Raw genomic sequence first — 26,492 nt, 5'->3', positions numbered from 1 at the left:
CTTGAATCCCTTATACCTTTTCGCCGGGCCTAGCCGAGCATCTGCGCCCAGTTCACCGAAGCACTTTCGCCCAGGGCAAAGCCCTTGCCGCTCAAGGCCAGATTGGCGTTATAGGCCTGGTCCTGGGCAAAGGCTGCCGCCCACTTGTCACGCAGCGCATCGAGGGCCTGCGGCACCTGTGGCACGGCACCCGAATGAATGACCTGTACCAGCGGTGTCCAAACGGTGAGGTAACCGGCCTGTCCGGCCCGCAGGCACAGGTCGACGTCGCTCAAGCCGTCGGCGAAGGTCACGCTATCGAGACCGTCCAGTTCGTCGAACAACGCTTTACGCACCATCAGGCACACCTTCGACACCGCCGAGTAGTTCTGCTCCAGCGCCAACCGGTGCAGGTAACCTTCGGCGTCGTGTTTTTCACCGACAAATGCTGAGCCCACACCACCGTTCATGCCGAGAATCAGCCCGGCCTGGGTGACCTTGCCGTCGCGGTCGATCAACTTGGGACCGACCACCCCGACTTCCGGACGCTGGGCGTGATTGAGCAGCGACTCGAGCCAGTTCGGGTTGACCACTTCACTGTCGGCGGCCAACAGCACCAGGTACTCGCCCTGCGCCTGCTGGCTGGCCGCGTTGTACAACGCCGCATCGCTCAGGGTCCGGTCGGCACGCAGCACGCTGACTTTCGGATGCTGGTAAGTACCCAGCCAGTCATTGACCTCGGCCGACTGATTCGGATTGAGTGCGATCAGCACTTCGTACTGGATGTAGCGGGTACGCAGCAACACAGCTTGCAGGCACTGTTGCAGCGCAGCCAGGTCGTCCCCGGCCGGCAATATGATCGACACCAGCGGGCGCTCGGTGTGGCGGTAGTCAATCTGATAAGTGCCAGGCACTGCCGACGTGATCTTGGCCTTGTAGCCACGATTGCCCAAGTGGCGCAGCAACGCCAGGCGCTCATCGGCGTTTTCTTCCAGCACCGGTGCCCGGCTGATCAGCAACGGTTCGTCCAGGTGGGCCAGCCCGTTGAGGCCGCCCTGCTCGATGATACGCAGCAGCAAGTCGAACTCCAGGGCCTTGCTGAAGTCAGGCTGGTAGCCGCCGACTTCCATGAACACTTCCCGCCGGATCAGCCAGTGACGCGCCATCAAGGCCGGCAGGCTTTGCAGCAAGTCAAGATTGAAGCCAGGGCGGAACACGTCCATCAGTGCGCCTTCGGCGGTGCGCTGGATTTCGTCGGTGGCGACGGCGCGACAGTCTGCCGCGGCGAGCAATTCCAGGCTGGCACGCAACAGACCACCGGCGGTGAACTCGTCGCCGGCTTCAGCCAGCAGCAGCCAGTCGCACGTCGACTGACGCGCGCTCTGGTTCAGTTTGTCGACGTAGTTGCTTTGGGTAACCCGGACAAAGTGCAGGGTGTTCTGCGCCGTGGTCGCCGCCGGCGCTTCACCGGTGGTGAAGACCACGATTTTGAACGCCTTGCTGTGGCCTTCGAGCAGGCTGTCGAGGCTGACCTGCAGCTTGTCGATATCGTTATCCAGGTCCAGCAGGAAAATCCCGAACTGCGGGCCACCGTCGTTGGCCGCCAGGTGTTGGGCAATCGACTCGGCCTCATGGGCATCGGGCTGACGGGGCGCAAGCCACTTGAGCAAACGACCGGAGAGCATCTTGTCGAACGTCGCACGATTACCCTCGACCGACACCGCCTCAAGACGTGCCGCCCAGTCGCGCAGAGTCTGCGCCTCTTCGTCTTCGCCCAGCAGCTCCAGCTGAGCCACCAGACGCTTGACCACCGCGCGATTGAACACGTTGCTGTCGTGGGCCTGCCACAAACGGTCGACCACACTTTCCGGCGTATCATTGTTACGCGCGAGCATCAGGTTCTGCTGACGGGTCCAGATACCCTCCAGGCCTGCCAACTGAACACGACCGGCCGGCATGGCATGCAACAGGAATTCGAACTGAGTCAACTGATCGAAAAACTGCTGATTGTAGAACGGCATTTCGACGTACTGCTTGGGGCCGAATCGGCGCACAGGGCCTTTCTCGACGCTCGTCCAGGCGGACTCGATAATCAGCTCGGTGGTCAGTGCGCGACCGGTGCGCAAGCTATCGGCCAGGGCTTCAAAGCTTTGCAGCGCGAACTGCCGGCCTTGCTCCGGGTCTTCGTTTTGAACTTGAGTCGGCAGCCCGAAGAGGAAATCGGCAAAGGCCTCGCGCTCGGCGACCGTCCTGGCATCGGTATGAGCCAGCGTGTGGAAGATCTCGGTGTTGTGGTCCGAATACCCGTAGTTCATCTCACGCACGACATACGGGATCGGCAGAATCCGCGCCTTGCCCCGCGCCAGCATGTAATACGTGTGACCGATTTCCTGCCATTGGAAGGACGTATCCTGAGGCATCACCTGATACCAGTCACGTACCAGGTCGGTGCGTTGTACGGCATAAAAAGGTGGCAGGTACTGGTGCATGTAATCGAGCACACGCTCCTCGGCGTGCTCGGACGAATAGTCTTCGCAGACCTTTTTGTCACGCCGAAAGTAGCTGACGCTGTTGGGTTGCGACAGGTACATCATGCTGTAACCGTGGCACAGGCCGTAGTCGGGATTGGCCTCCATGAACGCCACGGCTGCGCGCAGGGCGTCATGCACATGGAAGTCATCGTCGGCGGCGAACACCATGAACGGCGTGGTCACTTGCTCCACGCCAAAGGCCAGCTTGGCGCGAACGCCCCAGTAGCCAAACTGCGGGACATGCTGGTAATCCACATTTTCAAACTGCCCGGCCAGGCTTGGCTGGCCTTCGTTCGAAGAGTCCAGCACCAGAATCCTGCAAGGCAAGCCACTGTAGAAACGTACCGCCCGGCGCAAAAATGCCGGCCGCTCGTGAGACATCAGCACCACGGTCAACTGTTCGTTGAGTGCCAACCCGTGTCCAGAATTGTTCCTGCCTTGCATACCTTTCCCCACAACGGCGTATCGCCGAAAAAACCCAACGATGTCTTGTCGATTACCGCACGCGACGCAAATAGCCATCCGGCGCGACGGTGATCAGCAGCTTGCTGTGAATGGCCTGGTCGATTTCAAAGTCGCGGTTTTCTTCCAGGTAGGCCCATACCGCGGTTTTCGGGTTGTCGCCCTTGCCCCACGGGCGGTCCGGGAAGGCGTCTTCGGGCATGTCTTCCACCACGGTATCCATCACCACGCAGTAGCTGCCCACCGAGGTCATCGGCGCATAGGCCCGCAGCTCTTCGAGTACGTGCTCGTGGGTGTGGTTGGAGTCCAGAACCACCAGCACTTTCTTGCCTTCGACGCGCTGGCGAACCTGTTCGACAATCGCCGGATTGATACTCGAACCCTGGATCATCCGGATCCGCTTGCTCATCGGGTGCGCTTCGATTGCCTCACGGTTGTGCTGGCGGATATCGATGTCGACGCCCAGCACTTCGCCATGGCCGATCAGCTCCAGCATCGAGGCGTAAAACACCAGCGAGCCGCCGTGGGCGATACCGGTCTCGACGATGATGTCCGGCCGCAGCGCCCAGATGATCTCCTGCATGGCGACCATGTCCTGGGGAAACTGAATGATCGGGCGGCCCATCCAGCTGAAGTTGTAGGTGTACTTATGTTTGGCGGTGGTGCCAACCCAATCCAGCGAGGTGGCTTGCAAGGCTTTGTCCTGTTGCAGGCCTTCGATGTTCTCTTTTACTTCTTCACGAAACTGCTCATGAGGATTCATTACAGACTCTCCGGAAATTAGTCGCGGTGGTTACTTGAAAACCCGACCGTCTTGAAAGGAAGCAGGATTGGTCTTGATGGTCCTGGCGGGGCTGCCCACCACAACCGCATAGTCTGGAACGTCCCTGGTCACCACGGCGCCCGCACCGATGGTGACCCAACGACCGATGCGCAATCGCGGCAGGATCGTGGCGTTGGTGCCGATGAAGGTGCCGTCACCGATCTCGACACAACCGGCAATGCAGACACCCGGTGCCATGAACACCGAATGGCCGACCTGCCCTTCATGCCCGACGACGCTGCCGGCACTGATACTGGTGTTGTCACCCAGGCTGACTTGCGCCTGCAGGATCACGCCCTCTTGCAGATAGGTGCCGACGCCCATGGTGATCATCGTCAGATCGATGCCCGGGTGGATGAAGTTGCCCAGGGTGCCACCGGCCTCGACGATCTCGCAGGTGGTCCGGTAACGCAGCGCCGTGCTGCCGGTGATCAAATTGACAAAGCGTGTGTCGGGGCCTTTCAGCTCGGCCACCTTGTCGGTACCACCCACCACCGGCACGCCATGAAACAGCGTGCCTTGCTTGGCCGGATCGTTATCGAGAAAGGCGAACTGCACGTCCGGCTGGCTGCGTTGCAGGGTGAGGATCATCCGTACCGCTTCAGGATTGGCCGCCCCCAGCAGGTAAACCTTCATAGCCGGGTCCTTTTGAGTACCAGCGCGCGCAGCACCTCGATGACCCGGTGCTGATCGTCATCGGTCATGTCGTGGTAACTCGGCAGATTGATCGCGCGCTCCGGCAGTGCATGCGCCACGGGCGAGTCAGCCGTCAGTTCGCTGAACATCGGCAAGGACGACAGCGGCCAGAAGAACACCCGCGCATCGATATCGGCGGCCTGGAAGGCGGCGATCAACATCTCCCGCGTGATCCCCAGCTCGCGGTCAAAGACCACGGTGGGCATCCAGTAACCGTTGCGCGCATGTTCGGGCTCAGGGTTCATGGACAAGCCCGGCAACGACGCCAGCGCCTCGGCGTAGTGGGCGAAGATCGCACGCTTGCGCTCGATCAACTCGTCGATCCGCTCGACCTGTGCGCAACCGACGGCCGCTTGCAGGTTGCTCATCTTGTATTTGAAACCGAGGAAATGCGGCCAGAACTGTTTGCTGCTGCCCGCCACCCGGCCATGATTGGACAGGGTCAGTACGCGGTCATACAGGGCCTTGTCCGACGTCACGAAGATCCCGCCTTCGCCGGTGGTCATGGTCTTGGTGCCGTGAAAGGAAAACGCGCCGAACGCCCCCAGCGAACCGGCGGCCTGACCGCGCCACTGCGAGCCAATCGCCTCGGCGGCGTCTTCGATGACCGGCAGGCCAAACTCGCGACCGATGGCCAGCAACGCATCCATGTCGCAGAGATTGCCGTAGAGGTGCACCGCCAGAATCGCTTTGGTTCGTGGGGTGATCGCCTGGCGAACCTGCTGCGGGTCGAGGCACCAACTGTCGGCCAGCACGTCGACGAACACCGGCGTCGCGCCCAGATAGGTAATGGGCGCGGCCGAGGCGATCCAGTTGGTATCGGCGAGGATCACCTCATCGCCGGCACCGATGCCCAGCGCCGCCATGCCCATGTGCAGCGCACCGGTGCAACTGGACGTGGCAATCGCGTACGTCGCACCCACGTGCTCGGCAAAGGACTTTTCGAAGCGCGTCAGGTACTCGTAGCAGCGCTCTCCCCAACCATGGCGGACGGCATCGAGTACGTAGTCAGCTTCCAGCTCGCCGACACTGGGTTTGGTGTAATGAATTCGGCTCATCGAATGATCAACTCGGGAATGGCAATGACAAAACGACCGTCCCATGCACGGATGCCGGCAAAAGCCTGGGTGATCTCATCCAGCAGGTTCCACGGCAGTACCAGCACGTAGTCCGGTTTTTCGATGTCGATCCGGGCCGGCGACACGATCGGAATGCGGCTACCGGGCAGGTATTTGCCTTGCTTGTGCGGGTTGGCATCGGCCACCCAGGCCAGCAGGTCCGGCTTGACCCCCGCGTAGTTGAGTAAGGTATTGCCCTTGGCGGCGGCGCCGTAGCCGACCACACGCTTACCGTCAGCCTTGGCCTGCAACAGGAAGCGCAGCAGTTCGTGCTTGATGCGTTCGGCCGCCGGGGCGAGGGTCGCGTAGTACTCGGGGGTTTTCACCCCAGCGGCGAGTTCGGCCTGCAACTGCTGTTGCACCGCCGGCAGCACTTCACGGCGTTCGCCGTCCATGCGCTGCACGAACACCCGCAGCGAGCCGCCATGGGTCGGCAACTGGCTGACGTCGAACACTTCAAGGCCGTTGCGCGCGCAGAGGGTTTGCACGGAGGTCAACGACAGATAGGAATAGTGCTCGTGGTACAGCGTGTCGAACTGCTGGCCGGCCATTAGGGTCAGCAGTTGCGGAAACTCAAACGTTGCCACGCCGGTCGGTTTGAGCTGGGTCGCAAAACCACCGAGAAAATCGTTGATGTCCGGCACATGCGCCAGCACGTTGTTGGCAGCCATCAGGTCGGCGCCCCAGCCTTCGCTTTTCAACTGCGCGGCGGTGTCGCGACCGAAAAACAGTTCACGAATCTCCAGGCCTTTTTCCCGCGCCGCTTGCGCGGTGCTGCGGGTCGGCTCGACGCCCAGGCAAGGGATGCCGCGCCTGGCCACGTACTGCAACAGGTAACCGTCGTTGGCGGCGACTTCCACCACATGGCTGTCGGCGTTCAGGCCGAAGCGTTCGACCATCTCGGCCACATAACGCTCGGCATGGGCCAGCCAGGTGCTGGAGAACGAACTGAAATAGGCGTACTCGGCATCGAACAGGCTGTCGGCGCTGGTGTAATCCTCGGTTTGCACCAGCCAGCATTGCTGGCACACGGCAACCTTCAGCGGCACCCATTGTTCAGCCTGTTCCAGCTGGTCGACCCGCACGTAGGCATTGGACGGCGGCGAGGTGCCCAGGTCGATCAGCGGCAGGGTCAGCGCAGTGGCGCAACCACGGCAGTTCATAGACGCACTCCGGCGAAGTGTTCATCGAGCGCTGGATGACTGGCATCGCGCACCGACAGATTATTGACAGGCAATGGCCAGGCAATCGCCAGCCGTGGATCGAGCACCGACAAACCACCTTCGTGTTCCGGCGTGTAGTCGTTGCTGTGCAGGTAAAGCAGCTCGGCGTCGGCGCTCAGGGTCTGGAAGCCATGGGCGAACCCGGCCGGAATCAACAGGCTGCGGCCATCGCCGGCACGCAAGTGTTCGGCGTGCCAGTGCAGGAAGGTCTCGGAGTCGGGGCGCAAATCCACCGCGACATCCCAGACTTCACCGCGCAGGCAGGTGATCAACTTGGCTTCCGGCGCGCGGGCATTCTGGTAATGCAGGCCACGCACGCTGCCGCGTTCGCGGGTGCAGGAGTGATTGATCTGGCGGATATGAAACGCCTGGCCAAACGCACTGAGGCTGCCCTCGCAAAACAACCGGGAAAAGTGCCCGCGCTCGTCCTCGAAGCGTTTGTGCTGGACGCTGAACAACCCGTTCAACGGCAGCACCTTCAACAGAAACTCGCTCACAACGCGCCTCGGTACAGGTTGAGCTGCTGCAGGGTGACCGTGCGCATGTCGTCACCGGTCTGCCACGCCAAATGCCAATCCAGGGTCTGAGTCAGGCATTGCTGCAACGACCAGCGGGGTTTCCAGGCCAGCAATTGACGAGCGCGACTGCTGTCCAGGCGCAGCAGGCCTGCTTCATGCAGGTCACTCGGTTCGATCCGCAGACCCCGCGCTTGAGGCCAACGATTGGCGAGCAACTCGACCACTTCGCCGACGCTGCACATATCTGCCTCACTCGGGCCGAAGTTCCACGCTCCGGCGAATTCCGGACCTTGCTCATACAGCCCGGCAGCCAGTTGCAGATAACCGGCCAGCGGTTCCAGTGCGTGCTGCCACGGGCGCACTGCCAGCGGATAGCGCAAGGTCACGGGCTCGTCCGCCGACCATGCCCGCAGCACGTCGGGAATCAACCGCTCCGGGGCGAAATCGCCACCACCGAGTACGTTGCCGGCACGCGCCGTGGCCAACGCCAGACCATGCTCGGCATGCTTTTCAGGCGCAAAGAATGAGGCGGCATAGGATTGCGCGAGCAATTCGCAGCACGCCTTGCTGCTGCTGTAGGGATCGTGACCGCCCAGCGCTTCGTTTTCGCGGTACGGCCACAGCCATTCCTGATTGGCGTAGACCTTGTCAGTGGTCACCAGCACACAAGCACGCACGCCGCCGACCTGACGGATTGCTTCGAGCAGGTTGAGGGTGCCCATGACGTTGCTGGAGTACGTGCCCAACGGGTCGCGATAACCTTCGCGCACCAGCGGCTGTGCCGCCAGGTGCAGGACAATTTCCGGCCGGGTCTCGGCGATCAGTTCCAGCAAAGCGCCCAGGTCACGCAAGTCGCCGCGCTGATCATTGATGCCTTCATGCACCCGCGCCAGTTCGAACAGACTCGGCTCGGTGGACGGGTCGAGGGAAAACCCGCTGACTTCGGCACCCAGGCTTTGCAGCCACAACGTCAGCCAACTGCCCTTGAAACCGGTGTGGCCGGTGACCAGCACCCGCTTGCCGCGCCAGAATTGCGGGCTCAGTCCCATTGCTTCCATGGGGCCTCCCCGCTCTGCCACAACGCCTCGAGGTGGTTTTTGTCACGCAAGGTGTCCATCGGTTGCCAGAAACCATCGTGCTGGAACGCCATGAGCTCGTCGCGCTCGGCCAGACCATCCAGCGGCCCGGACTCCCACGAGGTCTCGTCGCCTTCGATCAGCGGCAACACCTTGGGCGAGAGGACGAAGAACCCGCCGTTGATCCAGCCACCATCACCGCGTGGCTTTTCGGTGAAACCCAGGACTTTGTCACCATCGCGATTGAGCGCGCCATACCGGCCGGGTGGTTGTACCGCGGTGACGGTCGCCAGCTTTCCGTGCTTGAGATGGAAATCCACCAATGCACCGATATTGAGGTCCGACACGCCGTCACCGTAGGTAAAGCAGAACGCCTGTTCGTCTTCGAGGTAGCGTCGGGCGCGGCGTAAACGGCCGCCGGTCATGGTCTCTTCCCCTGTGTCGATCAGCGTGACGCGCCATGGCTCGCTGTAGTTCTGGTGAACATCCATGCGGTTGTTACGCATGTCGAACGTGACGTCGGAGGTATGCAGAAAGTAGTTGGCGAAGAAGTCCTTGATCGCATAGCCCTTGTAGCCAAGGCAGATCACGAAATCGTGGATCCCGTGAGCGGAGTACTGTTTCATGATGTGCCAGAGAATTGGCTTGCCGCCGACCTCGATCATTGGCTTGGGCTTGAGGTGCGACTCCTCGCTGATCCGCGTACCCAGGCCACCCGCCAAAATAACTGCCTTCATCCCCTTCCTCTCTTGTTCGTCACAGGGCTCAGCCAAGCTGTATCAAGCTTTTTCGGGCCATCCGGGTTAAACCTGCCGCCGTTCAGGGCACGTCCGGGCTCACCGGAAGTGCTCGTTTTATGGCGATATGAGGGGGACTTGCAGGAAACGCGCCAGCTATTTCAATCCGCTACCGGGCAAAGCGCAGCGGCCACTTCGAGCCAAGTCGCAAAGTCTGGCGGCAAAAAAAAGGCAGGCGACTCAGCGTCGCCTGCCCGGTCGGGATGGTTGCGGACTGTCAGTCCGCCAGCCAGCCATTTTCCCAGTAGCGTAAATTGTCGCCGCGCAGCACGTAGTCACGCAGCACGATCTCGCGCAACTCATCACCCATGCGATAGCTGGCGTCCGGATCGGCCAGGTGCATGCGGATCGCTTGCAGCCATTCATCCGTAGAGTTGGTCTTGATCCGGGTGCACGGCAGGTAGCCGCGATAGGCCTCGGTGTCGGTGCAGATCACCGGGTAACCGCAAGCGCCATACTCCAGCAAGCGCAGGTTGCTCTTGCAGTCGTTGAAAATGTGGAACTCCAACGGCGCCAATGCCAGATCCAGGTTCAGGCTGGCCAGCTTGGCCGGGTAGACGTCCAGCCCGATCACCCCATGAAACTCATGCATGTACGGGCGCAGATCGTCCGGGCACATGCCGAAGAACACCCAGTCGACTTCATTGGCCAGTTCGCGAACCACATCGGCGATCACCGCCAGGTCACCGTGGTGACTGGTGCCGCCGCCCCAACCGACCCGGGGCTTTTTCGACGTGCGGCGCTGACTGCGCAGATCGGTCCACAAGTGCGAGGCCAACATGTTGGGCACTACGCGAATGTCGTGATGCATGTCCGACAGCGCATTACCCAGCGGTTCGGTGGAGACCACCACGCGATCGCACATGCCGATGGCGCGCCGCACCAGTTTTTCCATTTCGTCCTTGCCCGGCATATTGCGGATATGCGCATTGCGGTGCGGAACGTTGATCACGAAGTCATCGAGCTCATAAATACGTCGCGCGCTGGAGTATTTTTGCAGGCTCGGGATTTCGTTGATCGGACCTTCGGAATAGCGCCCCTGCAGGATGATCACGTCAGGCGAATGACGCTCGACTTCGATGATGGTCGGCAGGTTGTAATGAATGCGTCCGTGCGCCCTGCCGGCGGCCTCCAGCTCGATCAGCGGTTGCGTGACCCGGTAATGGCCGATGGCGGACGCATTGACCGGCAACGCGAGAATCTTCGGCAGCTGAGCCTTGGAAAACGGGCTCCAACCGGAGCGCAGGCCGGGCTCGAGACTGAAGCTCGCCCCACCCAAACCTTGCAGCGCCAGGTTGGCGTTGTAGGCCGGATCACGGGCCACTATCGGCAGCCAGCGTTTATAGAAAGCTTCCTGCTCCTGCTCGCTCCGGGCCTGGTCACCCTCTTGCGCAACCACCGCCGGCTGCGCACCCAATGCCAGTTGCGCGTGAGGCGTCCAGACCACCAGATAACCTTCCTGACCGACGCGCAAACACAGGTCCACTTCGTTGAGGGACTGCGCCAGGTCCWGTTCATCCAGGCCACCGACTGCATCAAAGACAGACTTGCGCACCATCAGGCAATCGCCGCCGACCGCACTGAAATTGTGAGCGACCTGCAAGCGGTACATGTAGCCCGCTGCGTGCAGCGTCTCACCATGGAACGGCACCCCGGCCGGCCCTTGCAACCCGAGTATCAGGCCGGCATGCAGCACGCGGCCATCGGGGTTGAACAGCTTGGCGCCTACCACGCCGACTTCCGGACGTTGCGCATGATTGAGCAGCTCGCCCAGCCATTCGCCCTGGGTGATCACCGTGTAGGGGTTGAGCATCAGAACGTAGTCGCCAGCGGCCTGCTGCGCGGCGAAATTGCGCACCGCCGCCGCATTACCCTGCAACTCGCAGCGCAGCACCCGGATCCGCTCGCTGCCCAATTGCGCCATGCCGGCGAACCAGTCAAGCGCCTCGGCGCTCTCGCTGCCGCTGTCCACCAACAGCAACTCGTATTCGCCGTAGGCCGTTTTCTCCAACAGACTCTCGACACAACGTTGCAATGCCAGGGTCTGGTCCTTGCTGACGATCACGATCGACACCAGCGGCCGATCAGCATGCCGATAGTCGACTCGATTGAGCAGCGCCGAACTGCCCTCACGAATGTCGTGGGCGACTCCCAGGCGCTGCAAGTGTGCCTCGAGCAACCGCGGATTGGTGTCCATCACTTGCGCCTGCGACAGCCATTTGGCCAGGTCGAACGCCGACTCCAGCAGCACCTCCGAAATGTGCCCGACCACGTGCGTGCCAGCACTCTCGACCATGCGCCACAACACATCGTGAGGCGCCAGTTCGCCGTACGCCGAATCGAACCCGCCCAGCGCCAGGAATTGCTCGCGCTCGAATGCCAACGCTCGCCCCACGTAGGGATAGCTGCGCATGAGGTCCAGGTTGAAATCCGGTTTGAACGCAGGCTCGGCCGACTCACCCTGATGCAGCCCACCTTCGTCGCTGTACAGGCAGGTCAGCGTGCGCGACAACGCAATCCGCTCGGCCATGACCAGCAATGCCGGCGCCACCAGGCGATCACCGGCGCGCAGCAGATAGAACCAGCCAATGCCCTCCAGTTGCGGCAACAGGGTGTTGATCTGCTGCTGCCAGTCGTCCTGCAACGGCAAGCGGAAGACTCGCTCGTCCAGCTCGGCTTCAGTGCAAGATGCCGACAGCACCAGTGTCAGTTCAGGGGCGTAATCCTGATCCGCCAGCGATTGCAGGGTAAGCTCCAGCGCCGAACGGCTGCCTTGCTCGTCGATGATGACCGGAACGATTTTGGGTCTGGATGGCCAAGCCTCCAGCGTATCCGTCAGCAACTCGCGCTGACCGTCGGTAAGCGTGCGGCACGCCAGCCACTGGGCATACAGTTGCGCAAAACTGACACTGGCGATGCCGACATGCCAATCCTGGGTGGTCTGCTTGGTGCCCAGGGTCCTGCTCAGCGGCAACTCTTCCCAAACCCGCGGTGACTCGTCCACTTTCGTCAGTGGCACATAGCGCACCCAGCCCTGGGCCGGCGCAGATTCGCCGCCACGGGCCTTGAGCATCTGCGACAGCCATTGCCGCTCGGTTTCGGCCGCGTCTTTCATCGACTGCTGGCTGCTCAGACGTTCGGGGTACAGGCGCTCGACGCCGAGCACATGATTGGACACCGCCAGATTGCCGCGCCGCATCAGGCAGACGTACAAGGCAAAGTCGAGGGTCGCGACGAAGCAATGGCCGGGCTGCGTCAGTGCCGGGAACAGCTCGAGCACGTCAGCCCGCCGGAACATCGCGTTGCTGAAGCCGCCGAGGATGTTGACCGGGAAGTTTTCGAAGATCGCCAGCAGGTCCTCGCCCTTGAACACTCCGCCCACCGGGGACAGCGGAGTGTTTTCGAGGCGCGACGGCAGTGGCATGTCGTCGGCATCCCAGAGCAGGCGCTGGGCCACGACCAGATTGACGTCGGCACAATCGATCAGCACCTGGGCCTGACGCTCGATGCAGGCCGAGAACAACTGATCGTCATCACACAGAATCTTGATGTACTCGCCTTGCGCCACTTCCAGGCAGGCTTGCAGGTTACCCACCAGCCCCAGGGTGCGCGGGTTACGCACATAGCGCACGGTCGCGCCCTGCTCAACCACCGAAGCCACGAAGTCTTCGATCTCGTGACCGCGACTGTCATCGCAAACGATGATCTCCAGATTGCCGTAGCTCTGGTTCACAGCCGTGTGCAAGGCACGACTGAAAAAGCGAGGATTGAAGGCGGGAATGACCAGGCTGACAAGCGGAAGTGAATTCACGGCGGGCTCACAGGCGGCGCGAGCCCGCCCTGAAAAGCGAGCCCTTTGTTACCGCAAAAAAGACGATAAATACTGAAGGGGCAAGGCTATCGGGCACCTGCGCGCCCGACCACCGTCAGATCTTGTTGAACAGGCCCAGCTGGGAAATCTTGCTGAATGCCAGCTGCGCCGCCTGCAACATGGTCTGCTGCAAGGTCAGGCGAGTCATGACTTCGGCCGGGTCCGAATCGCGAATCGACGACTGGCTCGCTTTGTTCGCCAGGGTCAGGCTCTCGTTGGTCGCAGCCTGGTTATCCAGCGCCTGACCGCGAGCACCTATCGTGGTGATGGCCGAGCCGATCTGGTTGGCCGCACTGTCGATGTTGCCCATTCCCGACTCCATGGTGCCCAGAAATTTCTGCTTGGCCACCGGGTCGCCATCGATTGGCGTGTTCAGCGCGGCGATCATCTGGCCCAGAGTGTCGAGCACGTTCTGGGTCTGATGGTTGTTGGACTGAATCACGAACTGGTCGCCGGACGCCGGGGCGCCACCGCCCAGGGCAAACGTCACACCCGCAGCAGTGGCGTTGCCGCCGGCTACGGTGCCCGACGACACCGGCTTGCTGTCGGCAGTGATCGGCGCGGCATACAGGTCGAAATTGGTGGCGCTGGTGAACTTGAGGATCGCCCCGCCCGACGGGAAGGCGTTGGTGTAATCCGTCGGGTTGGTCACGCTGGAACCGGTGATGACCGCGGTCGACGGGTTACCGGCGCTGCGCGAGGTGTTGAAGGTGTCCGACGTGGAAGACAGATTGAAGCTGTGACCGGCGATCACCGCATCCGGGTTGGTATCACCGGGTTTGAGGTTGATGTTCAGCTTCAGGTCGACGCCACGGAAACTGACCGTCTGGTTGGCACCGTTGGAGTTGCTGATCAGGCCGTTCTGACTGGCTTCGGCAGTCACGTCGTTGCCCAGCGAGTCGGTGATCTTCAATTGGGTGCTGCTGAGGAAACTGACGGTGTAGGGCTGGCCGCCCGTGAACTTTGCGTTGTAGGTAGAGCTGGTGCCGACCGTGCCGTTGGACAACACCACGCGACCGTCATCCACCGCCGGCGCGGTCATGGTGGTCTGGGTGCGACTGGTGTTGATGGTCTGCTGGAACGCACTCCAGCCAGTGGTGTTGGTCCCGACCGTCATGCCATCGCCAATGCCAAGGTCGATGGTGGTCTGGTCACCGTTGTAGCTGTAGGTGCCGTCCGAGTTCTGCGAGTAAGGCGCGGTGTCGGTTTTCGAACCGGAGAACACATAGTTGCCGTTGGCATCCTTGGCGTTCATCAGGCCCAGCACTTGTTGCTGGATCTGGCCCAACTCCGACGCATAAGCCTTGCGGTCCGCGTCGGTGGCAATGCCGTTGCTGGCGGCGAGGGCCAGTTCCTTGGCGCGCTGCAAAGCAGTACCGATGGAGTCGAGCGTCGTTTCCTGCAGGCTCAACGCATTCTTGGTGGTGTCGATGTTGGTGCCGTACTGTTCAAGCATCGCGCTCTGCTGACCCAGCTCCAGCAAACGACCGGCGCCGATCGGATCATCGGCGGCGGTGTTGATGCGGGTCAGGCTGCTGGCTTCGTTGCTGGTAGCGATGGCCTTGTTGAAGTTGCGCTGGTAGTTGGCAGCGGTGATTTCGTAATACTGGGCGGTGGAAATGCGCATGAATTACGACTCCTTAAAGGCTGTTGATCAGCGTGGTGAAAATTTCCTGCGCAGCCTTGATGATCTGCGAAGACGCGGTGTAGTACTGCTGGTACTTGACCAGGTTGCCGGTTTCTTCATCCAGGTCGACCCCTGAGTTCGAATCCCGCGCCCCTTTGGCGTTGTCCAGGATCGCCGTGGTAGCGTCGCTGTCGGACTTGCCCTGGGCAGCCTTGGCGCCGACGTTGGTCACCAGCTTGTTGTAGGCATCGGTCAGGCTGATGCCCTTGCTCGCCGTGCCGGTGTCTACGGTCTGCCTGGTTTGCAGACCGACCAGTGCCTGGGCGTTGCGGTTGTCCGAAGACGCCGCGCCGGTCAGGTTGATGGTGAAGCTTTCGCCGCTGGCAGGCGTGGCGCCGACCGTGGTTTGCACGGTGAAGGTCTTCTGCACGGCCGGGGTGACACTGGTGTCCATGACCGGCGCACCGCTGGCATCGACCATGCCCACTTTCAGGTTCAGGGTGTTGCTCTGGCCGGGAACGATGTTGCCGGTGCCGATCGAGTTGCCCTTGGCATCGACCATGTTGTAGCTCTGGCTACCGCCGCTGGCCGTCCCGAACACCAGCTTGACCGGCGTCGAGTACTTGAGCGCGGTCTGCATTTCTGCCTGGGCCGCCGGGTTGTAGATATCGATGGTGCTGGTCAGCGTCGGCTGGGTGTAGGTGCCGGTGTTGTTGGCACTGGTCACGCCGGTCAAGGGTGCTGCGGCAGCGATTTTTTTCGGGTCGCTGAGCACGGTCTGGATACTGGCCGCCGCGCCGCGGGTCGGTGTCACCTTGAACGAATCGCCGGCGCTCAACGCACCGCCATTGAGGCTCAGGCTGAAGCCGTCGATCACCGGGACCGGGGTCGTCGTGGTGCTGAACGCGCCCATGTCGGTGCCGTCAGAGCGCTTGACGGTGTAGTCGGTGGCGCTGGTGAACGTCACCTGATAGTCGCTGGTGGTCAGCTTGCCGGTGTCCTTGATGGTGACATCCAGGTTGCCGGAGCCGGCACTGTTGCCCGCCGCCGCAATGCTGCGCTGACTGACCAGGGCGGCACTGTTGATGTTGTTGAAGATCGCCGCGCCGAAATCACCGTTCTTGTCGATCCCTTGCGCCTGCTGGCTGTTGATCTGGTCGGCCACCACCAGCGCCACGCGCCCCAGCTCATTGAGCGAAGGGTCGAGCACTTCCTTGCGGTAAGTCAGCAGGCCACCGATCTCACCGCCGCTGACCACCGAGGTCACGTCGATGGTGCTGGAGCCACGGTTGAGCTGCAGCGCCATGCGCGATGGATCATCCTTGCCCGGTACGGTTTGCAGCGTATTGGTGGTGTTGCCGACCACCAGTGGCTGACCGCTGCCGATGTAGATGTCGTAGCTGTTGCCACGCTCGACCACCTGGGTACCGACCAGCTCGGACAGTTGGCGCACGGCTTCGTTGCGCGAGTCCAGCAGGTCGTTTGGCTGGTTGGTGCCGGTGGAGAGTTCGGAAATCTTCTGGTTGAGCGTGGCAATCTTGGAGGACAGCTTGTTCACCTGGTCCGCCATGTCCCCAAGATTGCCATTCAGGTTGGTGTTCTGGTCATTCAACTGCTTGGCAATCGAATTGAAGCGGCTGGACAGAGCCTGGGCACCGGTCAGCACCGACTGGCGCGACGTGTCGTCGGTGGCCGACGTCGCAACGCCCTGCATCGACGTGAAGAACTTTTGCAGCACACCGGTCAGCCCGGTATTGGTATCGGAAAGCGTGGCGTCCAGCGGTGTGGCCTGAGCGTTGTACGACGCGGCTTCACTGTTGAGCGAAGTTGCGGTACGCAGCTGCGAATCGAGGTAGGTGTTATACACGCGGCGCACATCGGCCAGCGTCGTGCCGGTGCCGATAAACACGTTGCCGTACTGAATCGAGCCTTTGGTGCTCTGCACAGACTGCTGGCGCGAGTACCCGGCGGTGTCGACGTTGGCAATGTTGTTGCCGGTCGTCACCAACGAGTTATGGCCAGCACTGAGCCCCGACATCCCGATATTGAGCAAACTCATGATTCAGACCTTATACCTTGTGCCTATAAAGGCGTGGTGGAAACGCCTGCCGCAGCGTAGTTCTGGTAACTCGTCATCTGCCTGGCTATCTGCGAAATCTTGCTTGCGTAGTCCGGGTCGGTTGCGTAACCGGCCTTCTGCAACTCGCGTACAAACTGTTCTGGGTTATCGGCCGACTTCACGACATCTTGATAGCGATTATTGGTCTGCAGCAAAGTCACAAGGTCATGGAAACTGTCCTTGTAGGAGTCGTAGGAGCGGAACTCGGCCGTCTCCTTGACCATCTGCCCGTCCCTGAATTCGCTGGTGATCGCCCGCGCCGAATTGCCCTGCCAGCTAGTGCCGGCCTTGATGCCGAACAGGTTGTGGCTGCTGCTGCCATCCTGCTGGCGCATGACCGACTTGCCCCAACCGGTTTCCAGGGCCGCCTGGGCCACCAGGTAACGTGGGTCGACACCGATCCGGGCCGCAGCTTCCCTGGCCATCGGCAACATGGTGTTGACGAACTGGTCGGCGGAACTGAAGGCTTTCTTCGCCGGCGCCAGAGGAATCTGCGCCATGGCGCGACCGTAGATCTGCATGCCGCCGCTGGAGGCTTGCTGCGCGCTGGCCAGCCAGTCGCCGTTGTACAACGGACCGGTACCGGTGGTGGTCGTGCGTTGCGGCAATTGGGTTGCGTTGACTGTTACTGCGGCGGTCGTCGCCGAAGGCACCAACCCGGCCAACAACCGATCTGCCAATTTCGGCGGCAGAGCCAAGCGCCGCTGATTGATCAGCGCCATGTCATTGCGATGAGCACCCTCGCCTGCTTCCTGCGACGCATGAACCGATCGCGAAGCCCACAATGGACGCTGTCCATTGACTCGCGACAGCGGCCCGTTGATTGCGACCGTGCCTGCCGCCACCGGCGTTTGCACGGCTGTCCTGGCTGCCTCTTGCCTGGCCAGCGACGCGGCGGCCGCCTCGCCCGGCGCCAATGGCTTGTTCTTCGACATCTGGCGCATCAACACGTCAGCCAGGCCGATACCACCGCCCTCGCGGGACATGGAAACGGCCAGTTGCTGGTCGTACATTTCCTGATACTGCTTGGCCGCCGGCGTGTTCAGCGGATTGTCCTGCCCCAGCGCTTCAGTGGCCGAGCGCATCGACTTGAACATCTCACCGAGGAACAGCGATTCGAACTCCTGCGCCACCTTGCGCATGTTGCCGTCGCTGTTCTTGTCGCCGACCTTGAGCTGACTCAGACGATTGAGGTCCGAATAGGAGCCCGAATCGCTGCTGCTGACCAGACCGCTCTTGCGCATATCCACGATGGCCGTCCTCAGATCACGATCAGGTCGGCTTGCAGGGCGCCTGCCTGCTTCAGCGCTTCGAGGATGGCCATCAAGTCACCCGGTGCCGCGCCGACCTGGTTCACCGCCCGCACGATCTCGTCGAGGGTGGTGCCCGGGCCGAACTTGAACATCGGCTTGGCTTCCTGCTGGGCATTGACCTTCGAACGCGGCACAACCGCTGTCGTGCCATTGGACAGAGGGCCGGGCTGGCTGACGATCGGGTCTTCGGTGATGGTCACGGTCAGGCTGCCGTGGGTCACGGCGGCCGGGGAAACCTTGACGTTCTGGCCGATCACGATGGTGCCGGTACGGGAGTTGATGATGACTTTCGCCACCGCCTGACCTGGATCGATTTCGAGGTTTTCCAGGATCGACAGATAGTCGACCCGCTGGCTCGGATCGAGCGGCGCGGTGACGCGAATCGAACCGCCGTCGATGGCCTGAGCCACGCCAGGGCCGAGCATGTTGTTGATCTTGTCGACGACGCGCTTGGCGGTGGTGAAGTCGGAACGGTTGAGGTTCAGCGTCAGGCTGTTGCCCTGGTTGAAACCGCTCGGTACCGCACGCTCCACCGAGGCACCACCGGGGATGCGACCGGCCGACGGAACGTTGACGGTGATCTTCGAGCCGTCTCGCCCTTCCGCATCGAAACCACCGACCACCAGGTTGCCCTGGGCCACCGCATAGACGTTGCCGTCGATACCCTTGAGCGGTGTCAGCAGCAAGGTGCCGCCACGCAGGCTCTTGGAGTTACCGATGGACGAAACGGTGATGTCGACCTGTTGACCCGGCTTGGCGAACGCCGGCAAATCGGCACTGATCGACACGGCCGCGACGTTCTTCAACTGCACGTTGCCCGAACCCGGCGGCACCTTGATGCCGAACTGCGAGAGCATGTTGTTGAAGGTCTGCAGGGTGAACGGGGTTTGCGTCGTCTGGTCACCGGTGCCGTTAAGCCCGACCACCAGGCCGTAACCGATCAATTGGTTGGAACGCACGCCGGAAATGCTGGCGATGTCCTTCAGGCGCTCGGCTTGAACGTTGAAGGCTGCCGACAGCATCAAGGCGGCCACCATAAGGTGTTTGAAGTTCAACATGCTCAACTGGAAAGCCACCTAGAAAGGGAACAGCGGGCTGAGGAAGAAACGGTCGAACCAGCCTGGCTGACTCGCATCGGCAAACGAACCGGTGCCCGAGTAGGTGATGCGCGCATCGGCGACACGGGTCGACGACACGGTGTTGTCGGTAGCGATGTCATCGGCGCGAACCAGGCCGGCAATCCGCACCAGCTCATCGCCGGTGTTGAGGGTCATCCACTTTTCGCCGCGTACCGCAATGATGCCGTTGGGCAGCACATCGGCGACGGTCACGGTGATCGAGCCGGTCAGGGTGTTGCCCTGGGCTGCCTTGCTGTCGCCCTTGGTCGCGCGGTCGCCTTCATAGCTGGCGTCCAGACTCAGGTCACCACTGCCAAACGGATTATTGGTGTTGGGGGTGGAGCCGAACAACGAGGTCAGGCCGATGTTGGCCTTGCTGTTCTTGCCAATTTGCGAGTTGGCGTTTTTGCTGGCCTGGGTCCTTTCGTTCAGGGTGATGGTGATGATGTCACCGACCCGGAACGCCTTGCGGTCGCTGTAGAGGTTCTGTTCGAAACCGGCCTGGTAGATCGAGCCGTTGTTCGCCGCCGCCGGCAACGGCGTGCGCGGCAACACCGGAGCGTAGTAAGGGTCATTGGGCTTGGGCGTCGCAGGCACGCAACCTGCGAGCGCGGTGATCCCACTCAGTGCCAGAACAGATACAAAGCGATTCATGACCCTACCTCACGGTGTTGCAGGCAGCCTCATGGCCGCCCCATAGACTTGATTACAGATTCTGCGTTACGAACGAGAGCATCTGGTCGGCGGTGGAGATCACCTTGGAGTTCATCTCGTAGGCGCGCTGGGTGGTAATCATGTTGACCATCTCCTCAACGGTGCTGACGTTGGACGTTTCCAGGGTGTTCTGCAGCGTGGTGCCGAAACCGTTCAGGCCCGGAGTGCCGACTTGCGGCGCGCCACTGGCGGCGGTTTCCAGGAACAGGTTGTTGCCCACTGCCTGCAGGCCGGCCGGGTTGATGAAGTCGGCGGTTTGCAGGTTGCCGATCACCTGGGCAGCCGGGTTGCCGGCAACGGTGATGGACACAGTGCCGTCGCGACCGACCGTGAAGGTCTGCGCGTCGTTTGGAATGACAATCGCCGGCTCCAGGGCAAAGCCGCTGGCGTTGACGATCTGGCCGTTGGAGTCCAGGTGGAAGGTACCGTCACGGGTGTAGGACGTGGTGCCGTCCGGTTGCAGGATCTGGAAGAAACCGCGACCGTCGATGGCCATGTCCAGTGGCTGCTCGGTGGTTTGCAGGCTGCCGGCGGTGAAGTTTTTCTGGGTGCCGACGATGCGCACACCGGTACCCAGTTGCAGACCCGACGGCAGTTCGCTGTCCTGGGTCGACTGGGCGCCTGGCTGGCGCTTGATCTGGTAGAGCAGGTCCTGGAACTCGGCGCGGTCACGTTTGAAACCCGTGGTCGACACGTTGGCCAGGTTGTTGGAAATGGTGGTCAGGTTGGTGTCCTGGGCGGACAGACCTGTTTTGGCAACCCATAGAGCCGGAAGCATTCGATTCTCCTCGTGCGCCTGTTTTACGGCGCGACGTTCTGGTAATTAGCTGATCTGCAAGACCCGAGCCATGGCCTGGTCATCGTCTTTGGCGGTGTTCATCATCTTGATGTGCAGTTCGAACTGCTTGGACAAAGCCAGTACCGAGGTCATCTCTTCCACGGCATTGACGTTGCTCGACTCGAGGAACCCGGACACCAGCTTGACGCCGGCATCGGCCTGCGCCGGCTTGCCGTCCTTGGTGTGGATCGAACCATCCAGGCCTTTGGTCATGTTCTTGAGGTCCGGGTTGACCAGCTTGATGCGGTCGACTTCAGCCATCACCCGGGGACCTTCGCCCATCGCGCGGATGCTGATGGTGCCGTCCTCGCCGACTTCGATCTGCTGCTCCGGCGGCACGGCAATCGGCCCGCCATTGCCCATGACCGGCATGCCGTTGCCGGCGCGCAGCACGCCCAGGGCGTCAACGTTCAGGCTGCCGGTGCGCACGTAGCTTTCACCGCCATCGGGAGTCTGTACRGCAATCCAGCCGTTGCCTTGCACGGCAACGTCGAGGTCGCGGCCGGTTTCCACCAGTGAGCCAGGGGAGAAATCGGTGGCCGGGCGTTCGGACATGGCAAACGCACGCGCCGGAAAGCTGTCACCGAACACCGGCATCGAACGGGCCTGCTCCAGGTCTTTCTGGAAGCCGTTGGTGGAGATGTTCGCGAGGTTGTTGGCATGAGCCTTTTGCGCCAGTGCATTCTGGCTGGCGCCGGTCATTGCCACATAAAGGTACTTGTCCACACTCTTTCCTCTGCCTGCCGGACGTTTGCCGTCCACTGCTGTACTGCTGAGCCATAAGCAATTTGCAGACCAACTTGTTTTTGGCGGCGCCAGGCCCGGCAAACAAAGGACTTTGGGGATTCAGAGGGGATGAGGGATTTGTATCGGAGACGAAAAACCGGCGGTGTCATGCCGGTGGGTGGCAAGGATTGACCTTGGGCCATGGCCACAACCGCCATCGCGAGCAAGCTTGCTCCCACAGGGTTATTAGGTGATCACAGATTGTGTGTCCGCCGATGAACCATTGTGGGAGCGAGCTTGCTCCGGGCGGCGTTCCGACGATGAGGCCAGCACAAACGCAGCAGGCCTCAGCTATGACTCAGTCTTGCCCACCTCATACTCACGCAACTTGTTGGCAATGGTGGTATGCGAAACACCCAACCGCTTGCCCAGTTGCCGGCTACTCGGATGCTCGGAATACAGCCGCTCCAACACGGCTTTTTCGAAACGCCCGACAATTTCATCCAGTCCGCCTTCGAGCGAAAAATCGCCAAGGGGCTGGCGCACGCCATAGTCCGGCAAACGAATGTGCTCGGCCTTGACCGTGCCGCCGTCGCACAGGGAAACCGCCTGGAACAGCACATTCTCCAGTTGCCGCACATTGCCCGGCCAATGGTAGTGGCTGAGCCGTTCCATGGCCGCCGGGGCCAGTTTCGGCAACGGGCAACCAATCTGCCGGCTGGCCTGATCGAGGAAGTGCTCCACCAGCGGCGTCAAGCCGTCGAGGCACTCGCGCAGCGGCGGAATGTGCAGCGACAACACATTCAAGCGGTGATAGAGGTCCTGGCGGAACTCACCGCGAGCGCACAGCTCGGACAGGTCGACCTGGGTCGCGCAGATCACCCGCACGTCGAGGTAGACCTCTTCATCGCTGCCCACGCGACGGAAGCAACCGTCCTGCAGGAAACGCAGCAGTTTCACCTGCAAGCGCGGGCTCATTTCCCCGACGCCATCGAGAAACAGCGTGCCGCCCGCCGTCAATTCCAGCAGCCCGAGCTTGCCCTCGGCTCGCGCCCCTTCAAAGGCACCAGGGCCATAGCCGAACAATTCCGTCTCGGCCATGGATTCCGGCAGACCGGCGCAATTGAGCGCCATCAATGGCGACTGCCCACGAGGACTGGCCAGATGGCAGGCCCGCGCCAGCAACTCTTTGCCGGTGCCGGTTTCGCCTTCTATCAATAGCGGTGCATCGAGTGGCGCCATGCGCCGGGCTTCGCGCACCACCGCGGCCATGACTTTCGAGCTTTGGAAGATGCTGTCGAAGCCACGCAATTCCTGCTTGCGCACGTTGTAGATGCGCTCGCCCACCCGGTCGGCGCGGTGCAGCGTCAGCACCGCACCGGCCATGGCTTCACTGTCGTCATGCTCCGATTGCAGCGGCGCGATGTCGGCCAGGAACACGTCACCCTTGACCTTGACCCGCAGCCCGTTGATCCGCGACTTGTTGGCGCGCACCAGTTCCGGCAAATCGAAATCTTCGGCGTACCGCGACAGGGGAATCCCCGGCACCTCGTCGACCCGCACCCCGAGCAACTGCGCCGCCGCACGGTTGGCCGCGACGATGGAGCCGCCCATGTCGATCGACAGCACCGGAAACTCCAGCGCACCGAGCAGTGCATTGAGCTCCATGTGCCGACGCTCGCTGGGCATCAGCCCTACACGCTTGACGCCAAAGACCCCGGCAATCGCTTCGAATTTCGGACGCAAGGCCTGGAACTGAATGTTGATCAGGTTCGGGCAATGCAGGTAGATGGCGTTGCCATGCTCACCGCCCACCTCACCGCGGGCCACGTTGATCCCGTACTCCACCAGCAGATTGAGAATGTCGCGCAGGATGCCGATGCGGTTCTGGCAATGGACTTTGATACGCATAAAAAAGACCTGATAAACGATGATTGACCTGTGGGAGCCAGCCTGCTGGCGATGGCGTCGCATCAGGCCCTATTGATGTCGAATGACACACCGCTATCGCCAGCAGGCTGGCTCCCACAGGGTTAGCGCCCGACTTTTCTGATTAGGCGCTCAGATAGTCGTCAAGATTATGTGACAGATGTAGGGCTTTTCCCACCCGCCAATCTCAACATCTGCGCGACAACGGCCGATACGTAACGAAAACTTTACGATAATTGAGGGGTTTCGCCGCACATGACGCCGGGCACCTGCTGCAACAGTGCAATCCTTGGAGTACTTCTAGGTCCATAGCAGTACATAACAAGAACGAAATCCCCTAGCAGGAGAGCAGCATGAAGCAGACGCAATACGTGGCTCGCGAGCCCGATGCGCAAGGTTTTATCGACTACCCCGCCGAAGAACACGCGGTGTGGAACACGCTGATCACTCGTCAACTGAAAGTGATCGAAGGGCGTGCGTGCCAGGAGTACCTGGACGGTATCGAAAAACTCGGTCTGCCCCACGACCGCATTCCTCAACTCGGCGAAATCAACAAGGTCCTCGGTGAAACCACCGGCTGGCAGGTTGCCCGGGTTCCCGCACTGATTCCCTTCCAGACCTTTTTCGAATTGCTGGCCAGCAAGCAGTTTCCGGTGGCGACCTTCATTCGTACCCGCGAAGAACTGGACTACCTGCAAGAGCCGGACATTTTCCACGAGATCTTTGGTCACTGCCCGCTGCTGACCAACCCGTGGTTCGCTGAATTCACCCACACCTACGGCAAACTCGGCCTCAAGGCGACCAAGGAAGAGCGCGTGTACCTGGCGCGGCTGTACTGGATGACCATCGAATTCGGCCTGGTCGACACCCCGCAAGGCCAGCGCATCTACGGCGGCGGCATTCTGTCTTCACCGAAAGAGACCGTCTACAGCCTGTCGAACGAGCCTGAACATCAAGCCTTCGACCCGCTGGAATGCATGCGCACGCCTTACCGCATCGACATCCTGCAACCCCTGTATTTCGTTCTGCCGAACCTCAAGCGCCTTTTCGACCTCGCTCACGAAGACATCATGGGCATGGTCAAGCACGCGATGCAGATGGGTCTGCACACACCGAAATTTCCGCCAAAGGCTGCGTGAACCGCGACTTTTGCTGACAAGTGAGTCTGTCAGTCACCGTCGCTTTGGTTTAGCGTGACGGTACTGTCGACCGATATAAAAACACTCGATTACGGGAAACACATCATGTCCACTTTGAACCAAGCCCATTGCGAAGCCTGCCGCGCCGACGCCCCACAAGTCAGCGATGAAGAACTGCCGATCCTGATCAAGCAGATCCCGGACTGGAACATCGAAGTACGCGACGGCGTCATGCAGCTGGAAAAGGTCTTCCTGTTCAAGAACTTCAAACATGCCCTCGCCTTCACCAACGCCGTTGGTGAAATCTCCGAGGCCGAAGGCCACCACCCGGGCCTGCTGACCGAGTGGGGCAAAGTCACCGTGACCTGGTGGAGCCACTCGATCAAGGGCCTGCACCGCAACGACTTCATCATGGCCGCGCGCACTGACGAAGTGGCGAAGGATGCTGAGGGGCGCAAGTAATGCATTTCGACGCCATCGGTCGAGTGCCTGGCGACCCGATCCTCGGCCTGATGGAGGCCTACGCGCAGGACCCGAACCCGCGCAAGTTCGATTTGGGCGTGGGTGTCTACAAAGACGCCCAGGGCCTGACGCCGATTCTCGAGTCGGTGAAACTTGCCGAGCAGCGCCTGGTGGATCGTCAGTCCACCAAGACCTACATCGGTGGCCACGGCGAGCCCGCATTCGGCAAGGCCATCAATGAGCTGGTGCTGGGCGTCGACTCGAAGCTGATCAGCGCACAACGCGCCGGCGCCACCCAGACTCCGGGCGGCACCGGGGCTTTGCGCCTGAGCGCGGACTTCATCGCCCAATGCCTGCCGGGCCGTGGCGTGTGGTTGAGCAACCCGACCTGGCCGATCCACGAAACGATTTTTGCGACAGCCAAGGTCAAGGTCAGCCACTACCCGTACGTGGGCAGTGACAACCGGCTCGACGTCGACGGCATGCTGGCGGCGCTCAATGAAGCGCCCAAGGGTGACGTGGTGTTGCTGCACGCCTGCTGCCACAACCCGACCGGATTCGACCTGTCCCAGGATGACTGGCAGCGGGTGCTGGAGGTCGTACGCAAGCGCGAACTGCTGCCACTGATCGACTTCGCGTATCAAGGATTCGGCGATGGCCTGGAACAGGATGCCTGGTCGACCCGGCTGTTCGCCGCCGAGTTGCCGGAGCTGCTGATCACCAGTTCCTGTTCGAAAAACTTCGGCCTGTACCGCGACCGTACCGGCGCGCTGATTGTCTGCGCGAAAACCGCCGACAAGCTCACCGACATCCGCAGCCAACTGGCCAACATCGCCCGCAACCTGTGGTCGACGCCGCCGGATCACGGTGCGGCCGTGGTCGCGACCATCCTCGGCGACCCGGAACTGAAAAACCTCTGGGCTGACGAAGTGGAAGCCATGCGCCTGCGTATTGCCCAACTGCGCAGCGGTCTGGTGGAGGCGCTGGAGCCTCACGGTTTGCGCGAGCGCTTTGCGCACATTGGCGTGCAACGCGGGATGTTCTCCTACACCGGCCTGTCGCCGGAACAAGTGAAGAACCTGCGGGATCATCACAGTGTTTACATGGTTAGCTCAGGACGGGCTAACGTCGCAGGCATTGATGCAACGCGCCTGGATTTGCTGGCTGAGGCGATTGCCAAGGTTTGCAAATAACACCACCAAACCCTGTGGGAGCGAGCTTGCTCGCGATGAGGCCATAACATTCAACATCTCTGTTGACTGTCAGGCCGCCATCGCGAGCAAGCTCGCTCCCACAGTTGTTTCTGCGCAACTGTTATCGATCTGTCTATACAACCCCATCCGTCGAAACAAATGGATATAAAAGTCTGTTTGTCATTTTCAGTGCTGTATCCTGCCCAAGCTTTTTTTAAAG

Annotated in this window: 20 protein-coding genes; 3 read left to right on the top strand and 17 right to left on the bottom strand. The window is 61.3% G+C overall.

What is annotated here, in order from left to right; genetic code table 11:
- Window positions 1–29: 29 nt before the first annotated feature.
- The 17 genes from AC1DU9_RS08670 to AC1DU9_RS08590 all read right to left on the bottom strand — a co-directional run bounded on the left by AC1DU9_RS08670 (window position 30) and on the right by AC1DU9_RS08590 (window position 23,460).
- The gene (locus tag AC1DU9_RS08670; protein WP_223461329.1) at window positions 30–2,954 is read right to left on the bottom strand and encodes a TIGR00180 family glycosyltransferase; all 2,925 of its coding nucleotides are present in this window, start codon (window positions 2,952–2,954) and stop codon (window positions 30–32) included.
- Window positions 2,955–3,006: 52 nt separating this feature from the next.
- Window positions 3,007–3,735, bottom strand: coding sequence for a cephalosporin hydroxylase family protein (locus AC1DU9_RS08665; protein WP_223461327.1), 729 nt, complete (start codon window positions 3,733–3,735; stop codon window positions 3,007–3,009).
- Window positions 3,736–3,765: 30 nt separating this feature from the next.
- On the bottom strand, window positions 3,766–4,431 hold the full coding sequence (locus AC1DU9_RS08660; RefSeq protein WP_223461325.1) for an acetyltransferase: 666 nt from the start codon (window positions 4,429–4,431) through the stop codon (window positions 3,766–3,768).
- The gene (locus AC1DU9_RS08655) at window positions 4,428–5,549 is read right to left on the bottom strand and encodes a DegT/DnrJ/EryC1/StrS family aminotransferase (RefSeq protein ID WP_223461323.1); all 1,122 of its coding nucleotides are present in this window, start codon (window positions 5,547–5,549) and stop codon (window positions 4,428–4,430) included. The genes AC1DU9_RS08660 and AC1DU9_RS08655 overlap by 4 nt, the downstream gene beginning before the upstream one ends.
- Window positions 5,546–6,772 (bottom strand): class I SAM-dependent methyltransferase, encoded by a 1,227-nt coding sequence (locus AC1DU9_RS08650; RefSeq protein ID WP_223461321.1) that lies wholly within the window; start codon window positions 6,770–6,772, stop codon window positions 5,546–5,548. The genes AC1DU9_RS08655 and AC1DU9_RS08650 overlap by 4 nt, the downstream gene beginning before the upstream one ends.
- Window positions 6,769–7,329 carry a dTDP-4-dehydrorhamnose 3,5-epimerase family protein gene (locus AC1DU9_RS08645; RefSeq protein WP_223461319.1) on the bottom strand — a complete coding sequence of 187 codons (561 nt, stop codon included), beginning with the start codon at window positions 7,327–7,329 and terminating at the stop codon, window positions 6,769–6,771. Before AC1DU9_RS08645 ends, AC1DU9_RS08650 begins: the two co-directional genes overlap by 4 nt.
- A complete protein-coding gene (gene rfbG / locus AC1DU9_RS08640) occupies window positions 7,326–8,408 on the bottom strand; it encodes a CDP-glucose 4,6-dehydratase (RefSeq protein ID WP_223461316.1) in 1,083 nt (360 codons plus the stop codon). The genes AC1DU9_RS08645 and rfbG overlap by 4 nt, the downstream gene beginning before the upstream one ends.
- Window positions 8,390–9,163, bottom strand: coding sequence for a glucose-1-phosphate cytidylyltransferase (gene rfbF / locus AC1DU9_RS08635; protein WP_223461314.1), 774 nt, complete (start codon window positions 9,161–9,163; stop codon window positions 8,390–8,392). Before rfbF ends, rfbG begins: the two co-directional genes overlap by 19 nt.
- 277 nt (window positions 9,164–9,440) lie before the next feature.
- Entirely contained in the window at window positions 9,441–13,034 is a 3,594-nt protein-coding gene (locus tag AC1DU9_RS08630) for a glycosyltransferase (RefSeq protein WP_477809995.1), read from the bottom strand.
- Window positions 13,035–13,149: 115 nt separating this feature from the next.
- Window positions 13,150–14,721, bottom strand: coding sequence for a flagellar hook-associated protein 3 (locus AC1DU9_RS08625; protein ID WP_223461310.1), 1,572 nt, complete (start codon window positions 14,719–14,721; stop codon window positions 13,150–13,152).
- A 13-nt stretch (window positions 14,722–14,734) separates the two neighbouring features.
- The gene (flgK, locus tag AC1DU9_RS08620; protein WP_223461308.1) at window positions 14,735–16,780 is read right to left on the bottom strand and encodes a flagellar hook-associated protein FlgK; all 2,046 of its coding nucleotides are present in this window, start codon (window positions 16,778–16,780) and stop codon (window positions 14,735–14,737) included.
- Window positions 16,781–16,803: 23 nt separating this feature from the next.
- Entirely contained in the window at window positions 16,804–18,090 is a 1,287-nt protein-coding gene (gene flgJ, locus AC1DU9_RS08615; RefSeq protein ID WP_477809994.1) for a flagellar assembly peptidoglycan hydrolase FlgJ, read from the bottom strand.
- Window positions 18,091–18,101: 11 nt separating this feature from the next.
- Window positions 18,102–19,211: a flagellar basal body P-ring protein FlgI gene (locus AC1DU9_RS08610; RefSeq protein ID WP_223461460.1), complete on the bottom strand. Its 1,110-nt coding sequence runs from the start codon at window positions 19,209–19,211 to the stop codon at window positions 18,102–18,104.
- 18 nt (window positions 19,212–19,229) lie between these two features.
- A complete protein-coding gene (flgH, locus tag AC1DU9_RS08605) occupies window positions 19,230–19,925 on the bottom strand; it encodes a flagellar basal body L-ring protein FlgH (protein WP_223461303.1) in 696 nt (231 codons plus the stop codon).
- A gap of 52 nt (window positions 19,926–19,977) precedes the next feature.
- Window positions 19,978–20,763 carry a flagellar basal-body rod protein FlgG gene (flgG, locus tag AC1DU9_RS08600; RefSeq protein ID WP_007975316.1) on the bottom strand — a complete coding sequence of 262 codons (786 nt, stop codon included), beginning with the start codon at window positions 20,761–20,763 and terminating at the stop codon, window positions 19,978–19,980.
- Between the two features lie 45 nt (window positions 20,764–20,808).
- Window positions 20,809–21,549 carry a flagellar basal body rod protein FlgF gene (locus tag AC1DU9_RS08595; RefSeq protein WP_085717038.1) on the bottom strand — a complete coding sequence of 247 codons (741 nt, stop codon included), beginning with the start codon at window positions 21,547–21,549 and terminating at the stop codon, window positions 20,809–20,811.
- Between the two features lie 351 nt (window positions 21,550–21,900).
- Complete coding sequence (locus tag AC1DU9_RS08590) at window positions 21,901–23,460, bottom strand: sigma-54-dependent phenylalanine hydroxylase transcriptional regulator PhhR (protein WP_008021363.1); 1,560 nt, start codon at window positions 23,458–23,460, stop codon at window positions 21,901–21,903.
- Window positions 23,461–23,831: 371 nt separating this feature from the next.
- Between AC1DU9_RS08590 and phhA the strand changes: the two genes are divergently transcribed.
- The 3 genes from phhA (at window position 23,832) to AC1DU9_RS08575 (ending at window position 26,272) form a co-directional block, all read left to right on the top strand.
- On the top strand, window positions 23,832–24,617 hold the full coding sequence (phhA, locus tag AC1DU9_RS08585) for a phenylalanine 4-monooxygenase (protein WP_223461301.1): 786 nt from the start codon (window positions 23,832–23,834) through the stop codon (window positions 24,615–24,617).
- A gap of 105 nt (window positions 24,618–24,722) precedes the next feature.
- On the top strand, window positions 24,723–25,079 hold the full coding sequence (locus AC1DU9_RS08580) for a 4a-hydroxytetrahydrobiopterin dehydratase (RefSeq protein ID WP_018929944.1): 357 nt from the start codon (window positions 24,723–24,725) through the stop codon (window positions 25,077–25,079).
- Window positions 25,079–26,272, top strand: a complete 1,194-nt coding sequence (locus AC1DU9_RS08575; protein ID WP_223461298.1) for an amino acid aminotransferase — start codon at window positions 25,079–25,081, stop codon at window positions 26,270–26,272. The genes AC1DU9_RS08580 and AC1DU9_RS08575 overlap by 1 nt, the downstream gene beginning before the upstream one ends.
- Window positions 26,273–26,492: the final 220 nt, after the last annotated feature.

Source organism: Pseudomonas sp. P4_C1 (genome assembly GCF_056402155.1).
Note: the sequence above shows the minus strand (reverse complement) of the source record. Positions and strands in the feature narration are given on the sequence as shown.

Bases quoted from the DNA above. Each gene is read 5' to 3' on its own strand.
- AC1DU9_RS08670 (WP_223461329.1), bottom strand. From the start codon at position 2,954: ATGCAAGGCAGGAACAATTCTGGACACGGGTTGGCACTCAACGAACAG.
- AC1DU9_RS08665 (WP_223461327.1), bottom strand. From the start codon at position 3,735: ATGAATCCTCATGAGCAGTTTCGTGAAGAAGTAAAAGAGAACATCGAA.
- AC1DU9_RS08660 (WP_223461325.1), bottom strand. From the start codon at position 4,431: ATGAAGGTTTACCTGCTGGGGGCGGCCAATCCTGAAGCGGTACGGATG.
- AC1DU9_RS08655 (WP_223461323.1), bottom strand. From the start codon at position 5,549: ATGAGCCGAATTCATTACACCAAACCCAGTGTCGGCGAGCTGGAAGCT.
- AC1DU9_RS08650 (WP_223461321.1), bottom strand. From the start codon at position 6,772: ATGAACTGCCGTGGTTGCGCCACTGCGCTGACCCTGCCGCTGATCGAC.
- rfbG (WP_223461316.1), bottom strand. From the start codon at position 8,408: ATGGAAGCAATGGGACTGAGCCCGCAATTCTGGCGCGGCAAGCGGGTG.
- rfbF (WP_223461314.1), bottom strand. From the start codon at position 9,163: ATGAAGGCAGTTATTTTGGCGGGTGGCCTGGGTACGCGGATCAGCGAG.
- AC1DU9_RS08625 (WP_223461310.1), bottom strand. From the start codon at position 14,721: ATGCGCATTTCCACCGCCCAGTATTACGAAATCACCGCTGCCAACTAC.
- flgK (WP_223461308.1), bottom strand. From the start codon at position 16,780: ATGAGTTTGCTCAATATCGGGATGTCGGGGCTCAGTGCTGGCCATAAC.
- AC1DU9_RS08610 (WP_223461460.1), bottom strand. From the start codon at position 19,211: ATGTTGAACTTCAAACACCTTATGGTGGCCGCCTTGATGCTGTCGGCA.
- flgH (WP_223461303.1), bottom strand. From the start codon at position 19,925: ATGAATCGCTTTGTATCTGTTCTGGCACTGAGTGGGATCACCGCGCTC.
- flgG (WP_007975316.1), bottom strand. From the start codon at position 20,763: ATGCTTCCGGCTCTATGGGTTGCCAAAACAGGTCTGTCCGCCCAGGAC.
- AC1DU9_RS08590 (WP_008021363.1), bottom strand. From the start codon at position 23,460: ATGCGTATCAAAGTCCATTGCCAGAACCGCATCGGCATCCTGCGCGAC.
- phhA (WP_223461301.1), top strand. From the start codon at position 23,832: ATGAAGCAGACGCAATACGTGGCTCGCGAGCCCGATGCGCAAGGTTTT.
- AC1DU9_RS08580 (WP_018929944.1), top strand. From the start codon at position 24,723: ATGTCCACTTTGAACCAAGCCCATTGCGAAGCCTGCCGCGCCGACGCC.
- AC1DU9_RS08575 (WP_223461298.1), top strand. From the start codon at position 25,079: ATGCATTTCGACGCCATCGGTCGAGTGCCTGGCGACCCGATCCTCGGC.